The sequence below is a fragment of the Caproiciproducens sp. CPB-2 genome (assembly GCF_036287215.1).
In the GTDB taxonomy this organism is placed as follows: Bacteria; Bacillota; Clostridia; order Oscillospirales; family Acutalibacteraceae; genus Caproiciproducens.
In genome coordinates, this window is sequence record NZ_CP142860.1 from 2,402,431 (window position 1) to 2,422,362 (window position 19,932).

Consider the following 19,932-nt stretch of genomic DNA (forward strand, 5'->3'; position numbering starts at 1 on the left):
CATCCGCTGTCCTCTTACGGCATTATCTGTCCGTAAATTTTAAAGACGCTTCTTTTCCGCAACCAGATTTACTCCATAACCCGGCTCATCCTGTAACCGATGCCAATGCGCGTCTGGATGTAAACCGGTTTGGAGGGGTCTGGTTCTATTTTTTTTCTGAGCGTCGCCATGAATACCCTGACCAGGGAAGAATCGGATTCCAGCGGATTTGGCCAGACATTCGTCAGGATAAAATGATAGGTCAGCACCTTGCCGACATTTTTCGCCAGAAGGCACAGCAGCTTATATTCAATAGGAGTCAGATGAACTTCCCGTCCATCCACAAAAACCGATGCGGCGGAATAATCTATTTTTAAGGCTCCGTTCTCAAAGGACGCCTCGTCCAGAACGGGACGGCTGTCATACTGCATTTTCCGGACCGCGACACGGATTCTTGCCAAAAGCTCCTCCACACTGAAGGGTTTTGTCAGATAATCGTCGGCGCCGGCGTCAAGGGCCCTGATGATATCCCTGTCCTCGCTTCTGGCGCTTACCACAATAATCGGACGGTTTGACCACGTACGGATTTTCCGGATCACCTTCATGCCGTCTATGTCCGGAAGTCCCAGATCCAAGATCATGACGTCCGGATTTTTGGAAGCGGCCTGTGAAATTGCCGACTCCCCCGTGGAGGCAGTCAGCAGCGAATAGGAATGGGACGCGTTTAACGTTGTTGTAAGCAGATTGCGTACCGCTTTATCATCTTCCACAACCAAAATCGAAGTTTTATCCATGATGATCTATCTCCTCCAGCCGCAGAGAAAAGCCGAACACTGTTCCGTGCGGCTGGTTATCTCTGACGTAAATTTCCCCGCCGTGGGCGTTGACGATCGATTTGCACAGGGAAAGCCCGATCCCGAGCCCTCTTCTGCTGTCGCCGATTTCATTATTGGCCGTATAAAACATGTCGAATATCTGCTTTTTGTCCTTGTCCGGGATTCCCTTCCCGTTATCTGAAATTTCAATGATTACCCATTGCTTTCGCTGGAACGCGCGGATGACGATCCGGGAACCGGCCGGCGTATAGGTGATCGCGTTGTTCACGATGTTGATAACCGTCTGGACGATCAGATGGGCGTCCACCCGGACCATCAGCATATCATCCTCCAGAACCGTGCTGATCTGATGCTCCGTGCCATGCCTGTCTATATGGAGCAGTGCTTCCGCAATCAGGTCCTGCACCAGCTCCGGCTGCGTTTCAATGCTCAGCCGTCCGTCATCGATTCTGGTGACGGCAAGGATGTTTTCAACCAGATTGATCAGCCACAGCGAATCCTCATAAATATTTTCGAGAAGCCTGTGTGTCTGTGCTTCTTCGATTTGGGTTCCTTCCGATAAAAGGATGCTCGCATTCCCCGAGATGCTGGTAAGCGGCGTGCGCAGATCATGCGAAATGGCCCGCAGAAGATTTGCGCGCAGCCTCTCCTTTTCCGCTTTCATGGACGCCTGATTCTGCTTTTCATTCAGATTATATTTTTCAATCGCGAAAGAAATTTCATAAATCATTCCTTCCAAAAGGGAACGCCCGAAAACCTCCAGCCCCTCCCTGTTCCACATCGGGATGCCGATGACCGCCAGAACCGTATCCTTTCCCTTGACGGGCAGATACAGGGATTTTGCGCCCGGAAGCGTATCCGTCGAAATCCCCGCCGGCTTTCTGTTATGGTAGACCCAGACCGCGACGGCATATTCTTCCTCACCGGAATATTCCGCCGGCAGCGGATGGGACGGGTCGGCGCTGTAAATCCACGGTTTTTGAAGCTCCCCGTCCTTTACCGCAAAAAACATTACCGACTGGTTCAGAAGCCTGGATATCTGCTGTGAGGATTTCTCGACAATTTCATGGAATTCATTCGCGCGCTGCAGCTTCCGGCTGGTTTCCAGCAGAATCCCCGTACGGTGCGCGGTGACGGCCGCAGCCTTCGCCTGATATTTCACCCTCATGGTAAGGGAACTCGTGATGAGGGACGAAATCAGCATAATCAGGAAGGTAACCGGATAATCCGTGCCATAGGCGTTAAAGGTGAACCTCGGTTCAATAAACACATAATTGTAAATCAGCACGCTTAAAACGGAGGAGCCCAAGCCGTAGATTCTGCCGTTCGTCTGATTGGAAATAATGAGGACGCCTAAAATATAAATGGTGATGATATTGATCTGAACATAATGAAGGCTGGAAAAAAGAATCCCGACAAAAGTACACAATGCTAAAATCCCGGCCATTTTCAGCAGGTCGGATAGATGAAAATGCTCCTGAATGTGTCTTCGGACCGTTTCCGGACGGTGGGGCGGCAAATTGTCCGGGATGATGTATACGTCCATATTGGGCGCCAGCGAGGTAAGCCTCTCCACAAAATTCGGTTTTGCAAAGAAGAGTCCGGGCTTATTGTTGGAACGCCCCATGACGATTTTTGACACGCCGCCGGCATTGGCGTACTCCGAAATCTGGTATGCCACGTCGTCGCCGTAAACGGTTGCGATTTTCGCCCCGAGCTGTTCGGCGAGCTTCAGATTTTCACGCAGGCGCACCCTGTTTTTGTCGTTTAATTCCTTCGTGTGCGGCGTTTCCACAAAAAGCGCCGTAAAGGAAGCGTGGAACGCGCTTGCGAACCGGGCAGCGGTACGGATCACCTTCGCGTTGGAGGGAGAGCTGCTCAGACAGACAAGGATGTGCTCGCCCGTATAATAGGGAGCGTCCCGGACTTCCGCCCGGTTTGATTCCACTTCCCTGTTCACCTTGTCCGCGATTCTGCGCAGCGCGATCTCGCGCAGGGCCACAAGGTTGTCCCGCGTGAAGAAATGGCGCAGCGCGCGTTTTGCCTGCGTTTCCTTATAAATTTTTCTGGCGTTTAAACGCTCGATCAAAACATCGGGCTCAATATCGACCAGCTCCACCTGCGTGGCTCTGTCGAAGATAAAATCCGGCACCCTTTCCTTCACCGTAATGTGGGTGACGGAGGCGACAATATCGTTCAGGCTTTCCAAATGCTGTACGTTCAGCGTGGTATAAACGTTGATTCCGGCGTTCAAAAGCTCCTCAATATCGTCGTAACGCTTAATGTGCCTGCATCCCGACGCGTTGGTATGGGCAAGCTCGTCCACCAGAATCAGTTCCGGCCTGCGTTTCAGCGCCGCGTCCAAATCAAATTCATTCAGCACAATCCCCCGGTAAGCGACCTTTTTAACAGGGATGTCTTCAAACCCCTGCGCCAGAGACATGGTATCGGGGCGGGAATGCGGTTCGATATACCCCAGAACCACGTCCACCCCGGCCTTTTGCTCGGAACGGGCGGCGTCCAGCATGGCGTAGGTTTTTCCCACGCCGGCCGCGTAACCGAAAAAGATTTTGAGTGTTCCCCGTTTGGCTTTCCCCTCATGATCGTTGATCTTTTTCAGCAAAGTCTCGGGAGTCGGACGCTCGCCGCTCATTCCATCCACCTCGTTTTATTTTAAAATACCGTCAAGCGCCAGGTTGACCTTTAGGACATTGACCGTATCTTCCCCAAACACTTTCAGAAATTTTCCGTTCGTATATTTGGCGACAATGTCGCGGACCTGCTGCACCGGCATATTTCTCGCTTTGGCGATCCGCTCCACCTGATACTCCGCCGCCGCGGGGGAAATATCGGGGTCGAGCCCGCTGCCGGAGCAGGTGACAAGGTCCTCCGGAATAGGGGTGTCCCTTTTTTCCGGATGCGCGGCCCGGATTTTCTCCACCCGTTCTTTTACCAACTCTTGATACCGGTCGCTGGCCGGGCTCAGATTTGACGGCGAAGCGTACAGCATTGCTTTTCCATTAGAATCGGTGCACGTCTTTGTGTCCAGATTCATGATGCGTCCCCAAAGATAACCGTCGCCCGTAAACTGCTGCGCCAGAAGCGCGCTGCCATATTTCTTTCCGTCAATTTCAATTATACTGCCATTTGCCTGATTATGGAACAGGAGTTGCGAAATTCCTGTAACGGCCAGCGGATAAATCAGCCCGCACAGCAGGGTAAAAAGCAACAACGCGACAAGTGCCTTTGACCAAACGGATTTTATCAGTTTCATGAAAAGGTTCCTCCTTAAGAAACGCCGAACAGGGCCAGTAAAACATCAATGAGTTTGACAAAAACAAACGGCGCCGCAAGACCGCCGAGCCCATAGAGGAAAAGGTTCCGGGAAAGCAGCTTTTTGGCGGGGACCTCGCGGTATTTCACGCCCTTCAGCGCAAGCGGGATCAGAGCGACAATAATCAGCGCGTTGTAAATAATCGCGGACAGAATCGCTGTGTCGGCGCTGTGAAGTCCCATGATATTCAGCGCCGCAAGACCGGGGTACAGGGTCATGAACATGGCGGGAATAATGGCGAAGTACTTCGCCACGTCATTTGCGATGCTGAAGGTCGTCAGCGAACCTCTGGTCATTAAGAGCTGTTTTCCGATGCGGACAATGTCGATCAGCTTCGTCGGCGAGGAATCCAGGTCAACCATATTGCCCGCTTCCTTCGCCGCCTGTGTCCCGGTGTTCATAGCCACCGCCACGTCCGCCTGAGCGAGCGCGGGGGCGTCGTTCGTACCGTCGCCCGTCATGGCGACCAGATGCCCCTGCTTCTGAAAATCCCGGATCATCTGCAGCTTGCCTTCCGGCGTCGCCTCCGCCAGGAAGTCGTCCACCCCTGCCTCCGCGGCAATAGCCGCCGCGGTCATGGGATTGTCGCCGGTAATCATGATCGTTTTGATTCCCATCTTTCTCAGGTCGGCAAATTTTTCCTTTACACCGCTTTTGATGATATCCTTCAGATGGATGACCCCCATGATTTTGCCGTTTTTGGCAACAACCAGCGGCGTTCCCCCGCTGTTGGCAATCTTTTTGACCGCTTCCTCACATTCTTTGGAGTAGATGCCGTTCTGGGCCTGCACATACTCCTTTACCGCGTCCGCCGCGCCTTTGCGGATTTCCATGCCCGGAAGATTCACGCCGCTCATCCTTGTTTTCGCAGTGAACGGGACAAACTTGGGGGACTGGCCGCCGAATTCATGCCCGCGGATGCCGAATTCCCTTTTCGCGAGAACGACAACGCTTCTGCCCTCCGGCGTTTCATCCGCCAGAGAGGACAGCTGCGCGGCATCGGCCAGTTCCCTGATCTCCACCCCGTCTACGGGAATAAACTCCGCGGCCTGGCGGTTCCCCAGCGTGATGGTGCCGGTTTTATCCAGCATCAGGATATCCACGTCTCCAGCGGCTTCGATCGCCCTGCCGCTCATGGCAAGCACATTGGCCTGATTCAGGCGGCTCATGCCCGCAATGCCGATGGAGGAAAGCAGCGCGCCGATCGTGGTCGGGGCAAGGCATACCAGAAGCGCAATCAGCGCGGTGATGGAGCTTGGGTTCCGGATTCCCGCCTGCCCGGCGGCAAACGCCGAATAGGGGTACAGCGCCGCCGTGACCAACAGGAAAATAATCGTTAAAGCGACCAGCAGAATCTGAAGCGCGATCTCGTTCGGCGTTTTTTTGCGGGAAGCGCCTTCCACCATGGCAATCATCTTGTCCAGAAAGCTTTCCCCCGCCTCGCTGGTAACGCGGACGACCAGCCAGTCGGAAATAACGGTGGTTCCCCCCGTCACCGCGCTGCGGTCGCCGCCGCTTTCCCGGATGACCGGGGCGGATTCGCCGGTGATCGCGCTTTCATCCACCGAGGCCGCGCCGTCGATGACCTCGCCGTCCGCGGGAATCTGCTCCCCGGCCTTCACAATCACGATATCGTCCTTGACCAGCTCAGACGAAGAAACTTTTTCAATTTGGTCCCTTTGCTCCGGCGACGGAATCTTACTGGCAGGAACGTCCTTTTTCGCGGCGCGCAGCGAATCCGCCTGCGCCTTTCCGCGGCTCTCCGCAACGGCTTCCGCAAAATTTGCGAACAGCACGGTAAACCAAAGGATGATTGCAATCGCCAGAATAAAGCCCGGCTGCGCGTCCTTCAACCCAAACAGCGAGGCAAAGTAAAGAGCCATTGTCAGGACCGCCGCGACATAGACAATAAACATAACCGGGTTCTGCACCTGTATTTTGGGATTGCATTTTGCAAAGGAATCCTGAATGGCCCGGCCGACCATTTTCTTATCAGCAAAAGCATTTTTTTGTTTTGTATTCATACGGCACCTCCTTAGCCAACCATCTGATAAAAATCGGCCACCGGCCCAAGCGCCAGAGCCGGGAAAAAGCTGAGTGCGCCAATCAGAAGAATGACAAAAATCAGCAGTCCCACAAACATGGCGTCATGGGTGGGCAGAGTGCCCGCGCCAACCGCGACTTTCTTTTTCTGCGCCAGAGAGCCGGCCATGGCAAGCGCGGCCACCAACGGGACATACCGGGCAAAAAGCATGACGATTCCGGTGGAAAGATTCATAAACAGCGTATTCGAAGCCATTCCCGCGAAAGCGGAGCCGTTGTTTCCGCCCGCCGACGTAAAATTATACAGAATCTCCGAGAATCCGTGCGCCCCCGTGTTGGTCAGCGTGGATGAAATACCGGGGACCATACAGGCCACCCCGCTGCCGACCAGAATGGCCACCGGCGTCGCAAGGCAGAGCAGAACCGCCATTTTCATTTCGTACGGTTCCACCTTTTTCCCCAGATACTCCGGCGTTCTGCCGACCATCAGACCGGCGATGAATACGGTGAAGATCGCAAATCCAAGCATGCCGTACAGGCCGGAACCGACGCCGCCGAAAATCACTTCTCCAAGCTGAATCAGCAGCATGGGAACCAGCCCGCCGATCGGCGTAAAGCTGTCGTGCATGGCGTTGACGGAGCCGTTTGAGGCAGCCGTGGTAAAGACCGACCATGTGCCGGAAGCGGCAATGCCGAGACGCGTTTCTTTCCCTTCCATATTGCCGCCCGACTGACCGGCAAAGGAGGTGTTCACCGCTCCGTTTTGGGCAAGCTGAGGCGTCGCCTGCATTTCATTGAAAAGAACGACGCCCAGGCAGACGGACAGGACAAGAAACATTGCCAGAAACAGAGCCGTCCCCTGCCGCTTATCCTGCACATTTCGTCCGAATGTAAAGCACAGCGCCGCGGGAATCAGCAGGATGGAAATCAATTCAATCAGATTCGATGCCGCCGTCGGGTTTTCAAGCGGATGCGCTGAATTCACACCAAAAAAGCCGCCGCCGTTTGTCCCCAGCTGCTTAATGGCGATCTGGCTTGCCGCTGGACCCTGCGGCACCACCTCACTGGTAATGACGGTACCGTCCGCAAGGGTAATCGGCTGCACAAGGTCGACCTGGTCATAGCTGTTGAAATTCTGAACGACGCCCTGTGACACCAGCGCAACGGATACGACCAGAGAAAGCGGAAGCAAAATATACAGAACGCTTCTCGTAAGATCCGTCCAGAAGCTTCCGAGCCCGGTTTCCTGCACCTTCACAAAGCCGCGGATCAAGGCGAACAGAACGGCGATTCCTGTCGCGGCGGATAAAAAGTTCTGCACCGTGTAACCGAGCATCTGCGTGAAATAGCTCATGGAGCTTTCCCCGGAATAAGCCTGCCAGTTTGTGTTGGTAACAAAGCTGACGGCATTGTTAAATGCCAAATCCCATGGGACCGCTCCAAAATGCTGCGGGTTCAGCGGGAAAAGGCCCTGTAAAAGATTCAGTAAGAAAACCGCCAGAAACCCGAACAGATTGAAAATGAGGGCTGCTCCGGCGTATTTTTTCCACCCCATCTGCTCGTCCCGGTCGATATTCAGCGTTTTGTAGAAAAAGCCCTCCACCGGTTGCATCATCCGGGACAAAAAGACTTTTTCGCCGTTCATTACCTTTCCAATATAGCCGCCAAGCGGGATGGCCAGAACAACCAGAAGGACAAGGCAAAGCACCGCCTGCAGTATTTCTCCATTCATACTTTATCGCTCCTAAACAGAATAGTAATTAGATAAATCAATAGTGCCGCACAAATGAATCCCGTTATTCCAACAATAACCTGCAAAATGATATCCCTCCGTTTCTTTTGACAGTATAGCATTGGGATGGTAAGGGTGCCGTTAGGATTTGACCAATCATATAAAGATTGCGAAAAGATGAATTTGAGATATCCGAAGGCTGTACCATCAGCTTTCCTAAATCGTATCAGAACATGTATCTGTTCAAAAAAGAACCTCCCTTTCCTTAGCGCGGTTGAAAAATCCGCACTGATTTCGGCAAAGGGAGGTTTGTTATAAATATTTGATATTATTGATTTTTTGAAGGCATATGCCGCTCCAGTTCGCTCCACACCGGCATGGGAAAATCCGGCTTTCGGGTCCGCATGGCACGAAATGCCTTGTCGAGCGCCTGCATTTCCGTTAAGGCACAACGGCAGTGATCGCTGGCGGCCAGACGGCCGATGCCGGTTTTGGCCATTATCCAGAGCAAGACAGACAAAAAGCATCGCCGGAGACCTTTCCCGAGATACTTCTCACAGCCCTCCGGCAGAACGGGATACCCCAGAGCCTGAAGCAGGCCGTAGCCCTCCCGGACAGCCGTCACCATCTGCCGCCGCTGGGCCGCGGAAGCCTTTTTCAGGTTGCATCCATTGGCATAGCACACATACCCGACGGGCAGGACCATGGCCAGATGGCACTGATACCAGGCGTCCATGTCGGAGGAATACGACGGCTGATATTTTGTTCCGGCAAAGATTTTAGCCAGTCTGGCTTTATCCGTTTCATCCGGCTCGCTGTGCAGGGCGCCGCATTCCAATCCCCCGGCACCCGGACGGACACAGATGACTGCGCCGTTTTCCCGCCGGCCCCCGGTCGCCTGGAATCCGAAAAGGACGGTCTTTGGTGCGGGACTATGCTGCTGTATGTACCGTTCCATCTGAGCCGCAGAAGGATTGTTGCCCACCAGCATCACCAGAGGACTGTCGCAGGCGGCCAGATCGTTCAATATTGTCCACATTTGCTGGTACTGCATTACGGCGAAGACGGCGTTATAATGTTCTTCCGGTTTCAGCCGCCCTACGATTTGAGGATGATCGACTGTAATTTTATGCTGAAGGTAATGGTGAATTTCCAGTCCTTTTTGCTGCAGTTCCTCTTTGCGTTTCCCCCTGGCCAGCAGGGAAACGTCATGTCCCGCCGTGCAGAGCACATGGGCTAAATAACTGCCGATGACCCCGGCGCCATAAACTAAAATTTTCATAAATGGAAGTTCCCTCTTTTCAGCTGATCACCGTTTTTTCGAAAATAGTTGTTTCAGCGATTTTCTTTCAATGAACGGACTTTCTGAAATGTATAAACCTGCTTATCATTGAATATAATTAATTCAAGGAAATAATTAAAATCAAGGAGCTGATCGTTATGTCCCGCGGAACACAGAAAACAGAGGAAGAAAGACTTCAAATTCTGGATGAAGAAATCGCGAAACTGGAATCCAGAAAAATAAAAATCGATAAAAAAATCGAAGGATTCAATAAACGAAAAGAAACTATTTTAAATCAGCAGAAACAAAAAAAGCTGGAGGAACTGCAAAAATTCATTTCTAAATCGGGCAAAAGCCCTGAAGAAATTTTAGAAATGATAAAAAGGGCCGGGTAAAACACAAGACAAACGGTAATGGTCAGAAAGCCATTGCCGCTTTTTTATGCCCAGAAAAGGTTATGGGCTTTTGTAAAGTTGGAAGAGCCGCCTGAATTGAAATATTATGATACAGAGGATGAAGATGCTTCTTCTGATTTGCATCCTTTCACTTCTACTTTTTCAATACCATAAAGTCCTATGATCAGGCCCAGCGCCGTAGCAATCAATCCCACAAAAATCATTCCCCGCACGCCGGAAAGATCCAGCAGCAATCCGCCGAGAAGACTTGCGGCTACGCCGCCAAGCGTGATCGCGCTTGTCATAAAAGCCTGCCCTTTTGCCAGGTCCTCTTTACAGATGATTTCATTTACATAATAGACGGAAGCAGGAATAAACAGCGCATAGGAACTGAACTGAAAGATCTGTGCCACATACAGCATCCATACATTGGTTGCCAACATCGTGAGCGCCGCTTTCACGGTAAAGAAAACGAGGGAAAATTTCAGAATGGAACTGCATCGAATCTTTTTTACCAAAAAGCCGAATAAAATCATGGCGGGCAATTCTATCGCCGCCGCGATTCCGGTGGCGATTCCCATATTCTTTGCAGTGCCGCCCACATTTTCGGTAATTTGTATCAGGTAATTATTGATCATGGTATGCGAACAAAACGTAAGGGATACGGCGATCATCAGCGCGGCAAATTTTTTATTATGTATAAAAAAGGAAAGCAGATGATTCGTATCGGTGTTTTTCGGTTCTCTTGTCATTTCCATGTTTTCCGGATAATCCGTATCGCTTTCGGCATCAGTGGACTGCCGCTTCGTAAATGTATAAACTACGATTCCCAGCGCGATATAAAGGCCCGTGGAAATAACCGGCAGAAGGCCGGTACCGAAGCCGTCCACAAGGATTCCCAGCAAAACGGATAATACCGCGTAGGAAATAGAACCCATTCCTCTGGCAAGGCCGAAATTGATTCCGACCCCTTTATTAATGAACTGCATCCCAAGGGAATTGACCAGCGGCTGCAGCGTATACAAAATGGCGGATTCAAGCGTGAGCAGAACCGCAAGTATAAAAAAGCTCTCCGACGGAAAGGACCGGGCTGCCGCAAGCGCTCCCGCCGCTCCTGTCAGGACGACAATTAAATTTTTCATCGATATTTTTCTGGTCCTGTCGGCAAAGGCCGCCACCGCGGGCTGCAGCAGTACCGCGAAAATATTAGCCAACGCAAGCACCAGACCGATCTGGCTGTTGCTGAAATTCTTGGATAATAAAAATATGGATGCAAAGCCGATGCTGCTGCACATAACCGACCAATAGAAGCTGTGGGCAGCCGAATACTTCATGGTATATTTCAGATTGATATCGATGTTCCTGATCTCCCTTCCTGATGTGTGATACGGGTTTTATGATTACTGATAAATTCCGCCTGCAAGACGCTTCGACGTATTTTGAATTTACCGCATATTTCTTTTTTTATTATACTTTTATTTTCCATCTTATTCAACCGGTTTCTTCCAGCATAGGGATATTAAGAGCTATCCATAAAATAAAAGACAGACGATGGCGTTTTGCTCATCATCCGTCTTCTTTTTGCTTTATCGGATAAAAGAGTTTTCATTTCTCACCGTTCACTGTCCGTATCTTTTAAAGGATGACGGCGTGCACCACAAAGCGCATGTCGCGCGCATCGTTCACACAGGTGGACAGCGTCAGGATGCGGCTTTCAGCGTCCGTTTCCACGCCGGTATCATACAGAGAAAGCTTCTTCATTTTTTTCAGGTAGCTGCCGTAGGAGCTTTGGTCGGCAAAGGAATACGTGTAAGTCTCGCTGTCCGGCTTCGCTTCATGAACAGAAAAGATTTTACAGTCGGCCTTTCCTGCTTTACTGTAGAATTCAATGTCCGGATGCCGCTGATAATAGCTCTTGTCGCGAAAGCTGCAAAGCGCGGCAAACATGGCGCCGCTGCGCATATTGTGCCCGTACACAATCGAATTTTTTACGCCGGGACCGTTTTCAATCCGTGAATCCAGAAAGATCGCCCCCACGCTGCTGCTGTTTTTATAAAAGGTATGGTTTAAATAATAAGTATTGTCTTTCCCCTGCACAACGGGGTAGCTCAGATTTGTCTCCGGCAAACGCAGCCAGCCGACGGCGTCGCTGTTCTGCGCGGTCAGCTTTTGGTAATCAAAGGCAAAGCCGTCCGCCGCGGGAGTCACCGGCGCCCCGCTCTGCCGTGCGGCGGCGGAAGAGGACGGCGGGGACGGTTCGGACATGGTCTGAGCCGCCTTTTCATATTCTTTTCTGCCGTTTTCATACTCGCTGTAAACTGCGTAAAACCGCGACCCGCAAAACACCAGAATCAGCAGACAGATCACGGCAACCGCCGGTTTCCAGTAACCGCGGATAACAGGGACCGCTTTTTGTTTCGCAAGAATAAAGAGCTCCCGAAAAGCGGCCAGATTTTCAGAAAGCGCAGGGGCTTCCGCCACCTGCAAAGCCTCTTCCTCAGGCGGCGCGGCTAACGCTTCCTCCTGCGTCAAAGGGCCGGCGGCGCTCTCTTCCACCGCCGGGACGGCACCGGTATGGGCGGCGCCCATGGAGAAAGCGGAAACCGCAGCCACGATGGGGACTGTCAGAACAACGCCCATACTGCCGGAAAACGCCTGCATGATTTCAATGCCGATTCCGTAAGAATTGATGATCTGCACATAAGGAAGATTATAAACGTAGTTTGTCACCAGCACACTGACGGAACCGCCCGCGAAGGCGAGAATCAGCGTGTTGGACATGGTGCCCATCATGTCGCGCCCGACGCTGATACCGGAACGGAAAAGCTCCATCCGGCTGAGACTGGGGTTCTTTTCCTGGATTTCATTGATGGTGGAGGCGACGGAAATCGCCACATCCATCACGGCGCCGAGGGAAGCGATCAGCAGGCCGGAAAACAGCAGGCCGCTGACCTGAATTTTTGTATTTTCCCCCAGGAACAGTAAATTTTCAATATCCGATACATTGTTGCCGGATATTCCCGCAAAAAAGCCGAATCCGGTGGCAGCCACGCCCGCGATGATAACACCGGAAACGGAACCGATAATGGCGCAGGCCGTTTTTTTCGAAGGCCCGCCGATCAGGTACATGGTGACGAGCGTCGTGACAATTGCCACCAGCACGGCCGCCCAGAAGGGGGAAAAACCGCGGAAAATCAGAGGAATATAGAGCAGAATGATGCAGGCCAAAGTAAAGATAAGCCCGATGGACGCTTTGATCCCCTGCTTTCCGCCGATGACGCAGAGAATCAGGAAGAACAGCAGCACGAAGGCATAAACAACCGGCTCGCGATTGGCGCTGTAGACGGAGGTAACGGAAATATCGCCGGAAACGCTCTGGATTGTGATGACCTCCATGCCGGGGGTGCAGCCGGCGCCGAACAGATATCCCGCCGAGCTGGTGGCCTCCACGGTCCGACCCTTCTGCCGGCCGCTGAGCATCAGAAGCCGCACGGTCTGCTCGCCGTAGCGCCGGCCGTCCTCCTGCAGATTGTCTTTCACCACCTCGACCACTTTGGCCCGCTCAAAGGTGCGGCCCACCGTAGTGACAAGCTCCGGCTTCTGCACCTGATTGATAAAGCAGACGAAAATGAGGAATCCTACCGCCAGTACGGCAATCACCGCCCTGCGTACGTTCGCCTTCTTATCTGCAAACAGTTTTTTCAGCATATCCTTCAATCCCCTGATTTTATAGTTTTCAGCCGTGCCTCAGGCCGGTTTTTTTACCGGCGGCATTTCGGCACCGACAGGCAGGGAGGCGAAAGCCTGCGCTTACGCCTCCCGTGAAACAGTTCAGTTCATCGTTATTGCGATTATTTGACAGCCTTGACCCGTTTGTCTTTTACGGCGGCGGCGACTGCCGTTACAAGGCCGAGAAGGGCAAGGGCCGCAAGCACGATCATTCCGGTCAGATCGTTTGTGTCACCGGTCAGCGGCGCCCGGCCGCTTCCGTTCGAAGCGCTGACCGCAACCGGCGTTCTGTTGACGGTTTTCTCAATTGTAAAGGTGGAATCGATCTGGCTTGTATTTCCGTCCACAATGCTGTAAGTGGAAATGCTGAAATCCTTGTCGCTGATGGAAATGACGGAATAGCTCGGCTTCCAGTTCTGGTTTCTGTAAGCGACGAAGTTCTGCTGCTGGGAAATCAGTTCATAAAATTTACTGCCCGTGGCGGAATTGGCGGTCATGTACAGGGTGCCCTGGGGGTTCACCACCTTGGCGGATTTGTTATTGTTGATCGTATAGCAGTTATTTTCCTGAATGAAAGCGGCGTTGGCGGCTTTACCGGCGGCATCGTCCGCTTTCGGATAGTACGGATACACCTTTCCGGTGGCCTTGTCGATCACGTTGTCCCAGTCAAATTCTCCGGTGCTCGTTTTATTGGCGTCATAGGCGGCGTGAACCTTGCCGTCGCCCTGGAGCAGGTAACTTCTGGAATAGCTGTGGTCATGGCCCTGAAGAACCACATCCACGTCATATTTGTCCAGAATGGGAGTGAGCTGGGTTCTGAGGACCATTCCGTCCGACTCGGAGTGGTCGGCGCCGCTGCCGTAGATGTCCTGATGGAACATGACGATTCTCCAGCGGGTGTTGGGGTTTTCCTGCGTCGCTTTTTTCAGCAGCGCTTCATGGTTCGCACAGTTGTAGTTGTTGGTGTTCAGCACGACAAACAGCGCATTCCCATAGGTGTAGTAATAACCGTTGCCGGCTGCGGAGGGGCTTGTTTCCGCGGTAAAGGCGTTCGGGTTGTTGAAATGGAAGGCATAGCTCTTGTTGGTGGCGTCGTGGTTGCCGATCGTTGTGGAGACAGGCAGCGACTTCAGCGCGGCCGGAGACAGATAGCCGGCGTATTCGATCTCGTTGCCGGGGTCGATTCCGTTCACGTTTTTGTTGATCTGATCGCCCGCGGAGAGGGCAAAGCTGGTGTCCGGATTGGCTTTTAACGCGACATTCAGCGTGGTGTTCCAGTTAAAGGCGTCGTTTCTGGCGGCGGTGTTCAGGCTGGAGGTGTTTTCGAGCTTGTCGCCGGTAGAAACCGTCTGCCCTTTTGAAGCGCCGATCTGGGGATCGCCGAAGAACAGCATTTTAAAGCTGGAAAAGCTTTTTGTGGCATACTTCGCCGGTTCGCTCTCCACCCCGTTCGTCAGATAGGTATAATAATACGAGGTGTTTTCCTTCAGGCCGGTGACGGTCACCTTGTTGCTGCGGTAGCCGTCGATCGCGGAGCCCGCCGTGCCCTGAAAGCTTTTGGCGTCGCTCATATCTTCCTTTGTGGCAAGCTTGACAACCGGAGTCGCCGCGGCGCTCGCCTTGGAGTACCAGCCGAAATTCAGCTCGCTCTGGTTTCTTCCGGGGGTCAGGGAAACCTGCTCGTAATTGGTGCTGACAGACGTTTCCCACTGCTGTGTCCAGCCAGACCACGACTGGTCGGTGGTTGCGTCGGAGAAGTGTTCCGTTGCGGCAAAAGCGCCCGCAGAGGAAGAAATCACCAACCCGGCCGCCAAAACACCGCATAAAATCATTCTGGAAGTTTGTCTCATGTTGCCCTCCTTAAATTCGTTGGTTAAATTTGACATCGTCATTGGTTTCAGTATACGAACCCAATCAGGCGATTTCAATGAATTCACAGAAGCTTAAATAAAGTTTAAATTGAAATTTACAAAGGAGTTCCGCCTTAGAATATCCTGTCGAAAAACCGCGGGCGGGCTTTGCCGCCTGAAATCAGAGCGCGTTTTCAGCAAGGCGCGCGAGCGGGCTGCGTTCCACCTGGCTCAGCGTCACATGGCCTGTCAGCGCGGATCCTTTTAATCTTTCAACCAGATACACCAGTCCGTTGGACCGCGAGTCGACCAGCGCGTTGTCGATCTGATTATCCGTCGGGTCGCCGATAAAGACGAACTTGGAATTCTGCCCGGCCCGTGTCATCATCAGCTTTGCGATATGGGGCGTCGTTTCCTGCGCCTCATCCACGATGACGAACGCGTCGGTCAGCGTCCTTCCCCTCATATAGGTAAAGGTTTTCATATCGATCGTACCCGCACACTTGAGGTTTTCGATAATCGCGTCGACAGAGGTGTTGTCCTCCATACAGTTTTTTCTGGGCTTGCGGTTGCGGCCGCAGTACATCAGGTTTTCAAAGGCGTCATAGAAGCTGCCCATCCAGGGCCGGAGCTTTTCCTCCTCATTTCCCGGCAAAAATCCGATGTCGTCCCCCGCCGGCACCACCGGGCGGACAAACACGATTTTGCGGTACGCATGCTGCTCGATGACTTTTTCCAGCGCGACGGCGGTGGCGAGAATCGTTTTTCCCGAACCCGCGCCGCCCGTCAGGGAGACAAATTTAACGCTGTCGTCCATCATCAGCTCAAAGGCCATTTTCTGTTCCAGGTTCAGCGGCGTAAGTCCCCACGCGGTCCTGTTTTCGAACTGAAGCGGGACCAGCTTTTCGCCGTCAAACCGGGCGACAACCGAACGCGCCGGGGAATCCTTCGCATGAATCAAAAGAAACTGGTTCGGGAAAAGCCTGAGCTTTTTCGGGCAGGCCAGCCCGGAATCGTAGATTTTGTCAATATTTTCCGAGGAAAGCGCTGCCGTTACATAACCCCGATACAGGTCGTCAAGCGCGATCCGGTCGGTTTCATAATCCTCGGTCTCAATGCCGAAGGCCTGCGCCTTGAGCCTCATGCAGATGTCCTTGGACACAAGGATGGTGGGGATTTCCAAATCCCTTTTTTTGATGCTCAGCGTGGTAAGCAGAATTCTGTTGTCATTTTTTTTCAAATCCAGCTCATCGGTTATTTCCGTCACATGATGATAGCCGTTCATTTCAATTTTGAGGATGATATTTTTCTCAAGCTCGATTCCGTCCTGGATGCTTTGCTGCGCCTTTCCCTCCACCATTTGGGAAAGCTCCCGCACGGCCTGCCTTGCCTGACAGCCGCACAGCCCGTCTCTCGATTTCAGAGAATCGATTTCCTCCAGCACAACCATGGGAAGGATGACGTTATTCCCTTTAAAGTTATGGATGCACGCGGGGTCGTGCAGCAAAACGTTCGTATCCAGCACATAATTTTTTCTGTTACCGTTTTTTTGTTGCATTAGAATGCCTCCAAAATAAAATTGATAGGGAGCGCAGCCTGAGACCTGAAAACGTTTCACTAATAAAAAAACACCACACATCTCTATGTGATGCCGTGGTGCTTTGCTTTTGCCCTGCCGTCAGAGATATTTTCGGGCAAAAGCGAACGGGCGCCGTCATGGATTTGTCTGCAGAGTCCGTAAATCTTTTTCAAATTCCTGAATCTTTTTATTCAGAAAAGCAATTTCGGGATAATCCTCCGTTTTTCCGGACTGCAGCTGGACCCTCTTTAAGGTCTTCCACTCATTCAGGATTCTCTGTATGTTTTTCCTGACAAGCGCAGGTTCGTCGACCTGTTGTTTTTTTTCATTCCCTATTACATCCAAACGCTCTGTCATTGCTATCACCTCATTCCCTATCATAGGCAAAACATGTTCAGATTGCGTTATAAACCCATTAAAAAATCAAGATAGCCCTGCCAATGGCTGGAAGCTCCGGAGCTTCACAGATCCAAATTAACATAACTTTGACAGGACGTTCATTTTATCTTAACAGAGAACGGGTACAATAAACACATCAAATAAAAGCTGTCACACTGATGGGTATGGACGGAATACCGAACCATAAAAAGGTGGCAGACAAACAGCAATCGCCCCTTGCGGGGCTTGACATAAATTCTTTTTCATTACCCTCCTCTCTTCTGAACCGCTCCAAATGGGGCGGCTTTTTTAATTCTGACCGTTTTTTCTCCGGCAGAATCGGCGGACCCTCAAATTTCATTTCAGGTTGACGGTAAGCGATAAAAATGCTATAGTGTTTCTATACCCCTATGGGTATAAAGGAGGTGGGATTATGCGCAAATGTATGGATTGCGATAATCTGCACAGGCGGCTGAACAAGATCTTGGGGCAAATCAAGGCCATCGACAAAATGGTGGATGAGGACGTCCCCTGTGAAGAGGTTCTGATCCAGATCAACGCCGCAAAAAGCGCCCTGCATAAGGTGGGGCAGGTCGTTCTGGAGGGCCATCTGAACCATTGCGTACGGGAGGGCATTGAGCACGGCGACGCGGAAAAGACCATCGCGGATTTCGCCAAGGCGGTGGAGCATTTTTCAAGGATGTCATAGAAGCCATAAAAAAGCAACAAAAAGCAGCTGTTTTGTACAAACGGCTGTTTTTTTATTGACAGGCGATACCCCTACGGGTATAATAAACCTATACCCCCATGGGTATAGAAAGGAGTGTTCACTTGGCTCTGTTAAAAGATAAGGAAAGACGGGACGTACTTTTCCTCTGCCTTTCCGCCCCCGCGCTGATCATCAGTTTTTTTCATACCGGCAATCTTCCGGTCGACGCGGCATGGGTGGCAATCCTGTTGTGCGGCGTCCCGATTCTGAAAGGAGCCCTTGTCGGGCTGATTACAAAGTTTGATATCAAAGCGGATGTTTTAGTGTCCATCGCCCTGATCGCATCCGTCTTGATTGGGGAAATCTTCGCGGCCGGCGAGGTGGCTTTCATTATGGCGATCGGCGGCTATCTGGAGGAACGGACCGTAGCCAAAGCCCGCGCGGGAATCGAGAAACTGGTTCATCTGACCCCCGCCTCCGCCCGAGTCATTCGGGACGGAAAGGAAGAGAATATCCCTGCGGAGCAGGTGAAAATCGGAGATATCCTGCGCGTCCTGGCCGGAGAAACCATTGCCGTGGACGGTACGATTCTGAAAGGACAGACCTCCATCGATCAGTCCGTCATGACGGGCGAATCCCTGCCGGTAGACAAGGGCGAGGGCGACGAGGTGTTCAGCGGGACGGTCAATCAGTTCGGCACCTTTGACATGACGGCGCGGAAGGTCGGAGAGGACAGCTCCCTGCAGCGCATGATCCGTCTGGTAGAATCCGCCGACGCCGGAAAAACAAAAATTGTCGGAATCGCAGACCGCTGGGCCACCTGGATCGTCGTGACCGCACTGCTGGCGGCTGTCATCACCTGGTTTGCCACCGGAGAGATCATCCGTTCCGTCACCATTCTGGTAGTGTTCTGCCCCTGTGCGCTGGTACTCGCCACCCCTACCGCGATCATGGCCGGAATCGGAAATGTGACGAAGTTCGGCATCCTTGTCCGGGAGGGGGACGCTCTGGAACGGCTGTCGCAGGTGCAGCGGATCGCCTTCGATAAAACCGGAACCCTGACCTACGGTAAGCCGGCGGTTACACAGATACATAGCATCGATCCCGCGCTGAATGATACGGCGCTTCTGGAACTGGCGGCCGCCGCGGAGCTGCGCTCGGAGCACCCGCTCGGCAGGGCAATCGTCGCGGACTACCTGCACAAGCACGGAACCCCTCCGGAACAGCCGGAGGAATTCAAAATGCTGGCCGGGCGCGGCGTAGTCATCCGTTACGCCGGGCAGGACATTCTTGCGGGAAACGAAGCGCTGATGGCGGAACACCGGATCATTCTTCCAGATGAGCTTCTGCGGGCGGAGGAAAAGGCAAAGTCGGACGGCTGTACCGTAATTTCCCTTGCGCGAAACGGAAACGCCGTTGGTATGATCGCCCTCTCCGATACCCTTCGTTCTGACGCCGCCCGGACGGTAGAGGCCATTCACCGGACCGGGGTCCAAACCGTTCTGCTGACCGGAGACGCAAAACCCGCTGCATTTCATATCGCCCAGGCCGCGGACATTCAGGATGTACGGGCGGATTGCCTGCCGGAGAAGAAGCTGCAGGAGATCCATGCGTATCAGGAAAAGGGCGAGCTGGTCTGCATGGTGGGAGACGGTATCAACGACGCCCCGGCGCTGAAAACCGCCCACGTGGGGATCGCCATGGGCGGCATTGGCAGCGACATTGCCATTGACGCGGCGGATATCGTGCTGGTCGGCGACGATATCAAGGAAATTCCTCACCTTTTACAGCTTGCGAAAAAGACAATGCAGACGATCAAAGTAAATCTCACTGCCTCCATGATGCTGAATTTCATTGCGATTGCCCTTGCCATCACCGGCATTCTGAATCCGGTGGTCGGCGCCCTGGTTCACAATGTCGGGTCAGTCGCCGTTATTATCAATTCTTCCCTGCTTTTAAAATGGAGAAAAGCGGAATAAAGAGCCAACCTCCGCTTTGAACACTTCGGGTAGAATGCTAAATATATTTTCAAAACTTCAAGCCCTCTCAGCCGACAAAGGCCGAGAGGGCTTTCTTACATGCGAAT

At 52.5% G+C, this 19,932-nt stretch carries 14 protein-coding genes; 3 read left to right on the forward strand and 11 right to left on the reverse strand.

Going from position 1 to position 19,932, the window contains the following annotated elements; all coding sequences use genetic code 11:
• Positions 1–68: 68 nt before the first annotated feature.
• The 6 genes from VXK30_RS11960 to VXK30_RS11985 form a co-directional block, all read right to left on the reverse strand.
• Complete coding sequence (locus VXK30_RS11960) at positions 69–773, reverse strand: response regulator (protein WP_038325137.1); 705 nt, start codon at positions 771–773, stop codon at positions 69–71.
• Positions 766–3,468 carry a sensor histidine kinase gene (locus tag VXK30_RS11965; RefSeq protein ID WP_275713851.1) on the reverse strand — a complete coding sequence of 901 codons (2,703 nt, stop codon included), beginning with the start codon at positions 3,466–3,468 and terminating at the stop codon, positions 766–768. The genes VXK30_RS11960 and VXK30_RS11965 overlap by 8 nt, the downstream gene beginning before the upstream one ends.
• A 15-nt stretch (positions 3,469–3,483) precedes the next feature.
• Positions 3,484–4,089, reverse strand: coding sequence for a potassium-transporting ATPase subunit KdpC (gene kdpC, locus VXK30_RS11970; RefSeq protein ID WP_275713852.1), 606 nt, complete (start codon positions 4,087–4,089; stop codon positions 3,484–3,486).
• A 14-nt stretch (positions 4,090–4,103) separates the two neighbouring features.
• Positions 4,104–6,173: a potassium-transporting ATPase subunit KdpB gene (gene kdpB, locus VXK30_RS11975; RefSeq protein WP_275713853.1), complete on the reverse strand. Its 2,070-nt coding sequence runs from the start codon at positions 6,171–6,173 to the stop codon at positions 4,104–4,106.
• 11 nt (positions 6,174–6,184) lie between these two features.
• Positions 6,185–7,924, reverse strand: coding sequence for a potassium-transporting ATPase subunit KdpA (gene kdpA / locus VXK30_RS11980; protein WP_275713854.1), 1,740 nt, complete (start codon positions 7,922–7,924; stop codon positions 6,185–6,187).
• A gap of 328 nt (positions 7,925–8,252) precedes the next feature.
• Positions 8,253–9,206, reverse strand: coding sequence for a ketopantoate reductase family protein (locus VXK30_RS11985; RefSeq protein ID WP_275713855.1), 954 nt, complete (start codon positions 9,204–9,206; stop codon positions 8,253–8,255).
• Positions 9,207–9,364: 158 nt separating this feature from the next.
• Between VXK30_RS11985 and VXK30_RS11990 the strand changes: the two genes are divergently transcribed.
• A complete protein-coding gene (locus VXK30_RS11990; protein ID WP_275713856.1) occupies positions 9,365–9,601 on the forward strand; it encodes a hypothetical protein in 237 nt (78 codons plus the stop codon).
• A gap of 104 nt (positions 9,602–9,705) precedes the next feature.
• Here VXK30_RS11990 and VXK30_RS11995 read toward each other — a convergent pair whose 3' ends face one another.
• The 5 genes from VXK30_RS11995 to VXK30_RS12015 all read right to left on the reverse strand — a co-directional run bounded on the left by VXK30_RS11995 (position 9,706) and on the right by VXK30_RS12015 (position 17,116).
• Positions 9,706–10,935 (reverse strand): MFS transporter, encoded by a 1,230-nt coding sequence (locus tag VXK30_RS11995; protein ID WP_275713857.1) that lies wholly within the window; start codon positions 10,933–10,935, stop codon positions 9,706–9,708.
• A gap of 301 nt (positions 10,936–11,236) precedes the next feature.
• Positions 11,237–13,309, reverse strand: a complete 2,073-nt coding sequence (gene srtB / locus VXK30_RS12000) for a class B sortase (protein WP_275713858.1) — start codon at positions 13,307–13,309, stop codon at positions 11,237–11,239.
• 143 nt (positions 13,310–13,452) lie between these two features.
• Positions 13,453–15,180, reverse strand: coding sequence for a purple acid phosphatase family protein (locus VXK30_RS12005; protein WP_275713859.1), 1,728 nt, complete (start codon positions 15,178–15,180; stop codon positions 13,453–13,455).
• A gap of 181 nt (positions 15,181–15,361) precedes the next feature.
• Positions 15,362–16,738, reverse strand: coding sequence for a PhoH family protein (locus VXK30_RS12010; protein ID WP_275713860.1), 1,377 nt, complete (start codon positions 16,736–16,738; stop codon positions 15,362–15,364).
• A 156-nt stretch (positions 16,739–16,894) separates the two neighbouring features.
• Positions 16,895–17,116, reverse strand: a complete 222-nt coding sequence (locus VXK30_RS12015; protein WP_275713861.1) for a hypothetical protein — start codon at positions 17,114–17,116, stop codon at positions 16,895–16,897.
• Positions 17,117–17,570: 454 nt separating this feature from the next.
• Here VXK30_RS12015 and VXK30_RS12020 point away from each other — a divergent pair, with 454 nt between their 5' ends.
• Both VXK30_RS12020 and VXK30_RS12025 read left to right on the forward strand, forming a co-directional pair.
• Complete coding sequence (locus tag VXK30_RS12020) at positions 17,571–17,846, forward strand: metal-sensing transcriptional repressor (RefSeq protein ID WP_275713862.1); 276 nt, start codon at positions 17,571–17,573, stop codon at positions 17,844–17,846.
• A 98-nt stretch (positions 17,847–17,944) separates the two neighbouring features.
• Positions 17,945–19,825 (forward strand): heavy metal translocating P-type ATPase, encoded by a 1,881-nt coding sequence (locus tag VXK30_RS12025; RefSeq protein WP_275713863.1) that lies wholly within the window; start codon positions 17,945–17,947, stop codon positions 19,823–19,825.
• Positions 19,826–19,932: the final 107 nt, after the last annotated feature.

Bases quoted from the DNA above. Each gene is read 5' to 3' on its own strand.
- VXK30_RS11960 (WP_038325137.1), bottom strand. From the start codon at position 773: ATGGATAAAACTTCGATTTTGGTTGTGGAAGATGATAAAGCGGTACGC.
- VXK30_RS11965 (WP_275713851.1), bottom strand. From the start codon at position 3,468: ATGAGCGGCGAGCGTCCGACTCCCGAGACTTTGCTGAAAAAGATCAAC.
- kdpC (WP_275713852.1), bottom strand. From the start codon at position 4,089: ATGAAACTGATAAAATCCGTTTGGTCAAAGGCACTTGTCGCGTTGTTG.
- kdpB (WP_275713853.1), bottom strand. From the start codon at position 6,173: ATGAATACAAAACAAAAAAATGCTTTTGCTGATAAGAAAATGGTCGGC.
- kdpA (WP_275713854.1), bottom strand. From the start codon at position 7,924: ATGAATGGAGAAATACTGCAGGCGGTGCTTTGCCTTGTCCTTCTGGTT.
- VXK30_RS11985 (WP_275713855.1), bottom strand. From the start codon at position 9,206: ATGAAAATTTTAGTTTATGGCGCCGGGGTCATCGGCAGTTATTTAGCC.
- VXK30_RS11990 (WP_275713856.1), top strand. From the start codon at position 9,365: ATGTCCCGCGGAACACAGAAAACAGAGGAAGAAAGACTTCAAATTCTG.
- VXK30_RS11995 (WP_275713857.1), bottom strand. From the start codon at position 10,935: ATGAAGTATTCGGCTGCCCACAGCTTCTATTGGTCGGTTATGTGCAGC.
- srtB (WP_275713858.1), bottom strand. From the start codon at position 13,309: ATGCTGAAAAAACTGTTTGCAGATAAGAAGGCGAACGTACGCAGGGCG.
- VXK30_RS12005 (WP_275713859.1), bottom strand. From the start codon at position 15,180: ATGAGACAAACTTCCAGAATGATTTTATGCGGTGTTTTGGCGGCCGGG.
- VXK30_RS12010 (WP_275713860.1), bottom strand. From the start codon at position 16,738: ATGCAACAAAAAAACGGTAACAGAAAAAATTATGTGCTGGATACGAAC.
- VXK30_RS12015 (WP_275713861.1), bottom strand. From the start codon at position 17,116: ATGACAGAGCGTTTGGATGTAATAGGGAATGAAAAAAAACAACAGGTC.
- VXK30_RS12020 (WP_275713862.1), top strand. From the start codon at position 17,571: ATGCGCAAATGTATGGATTGCGATAATCTGCACAGGCGGCTGAACAAG.
- VXK30_RS12025 (WP_275713863.1), top strand. From the start codon at position 17,945: ATGGGTATAGAAAGGAGTGTTCACTTGGCTCTGTTAAAAGATAAGGAA.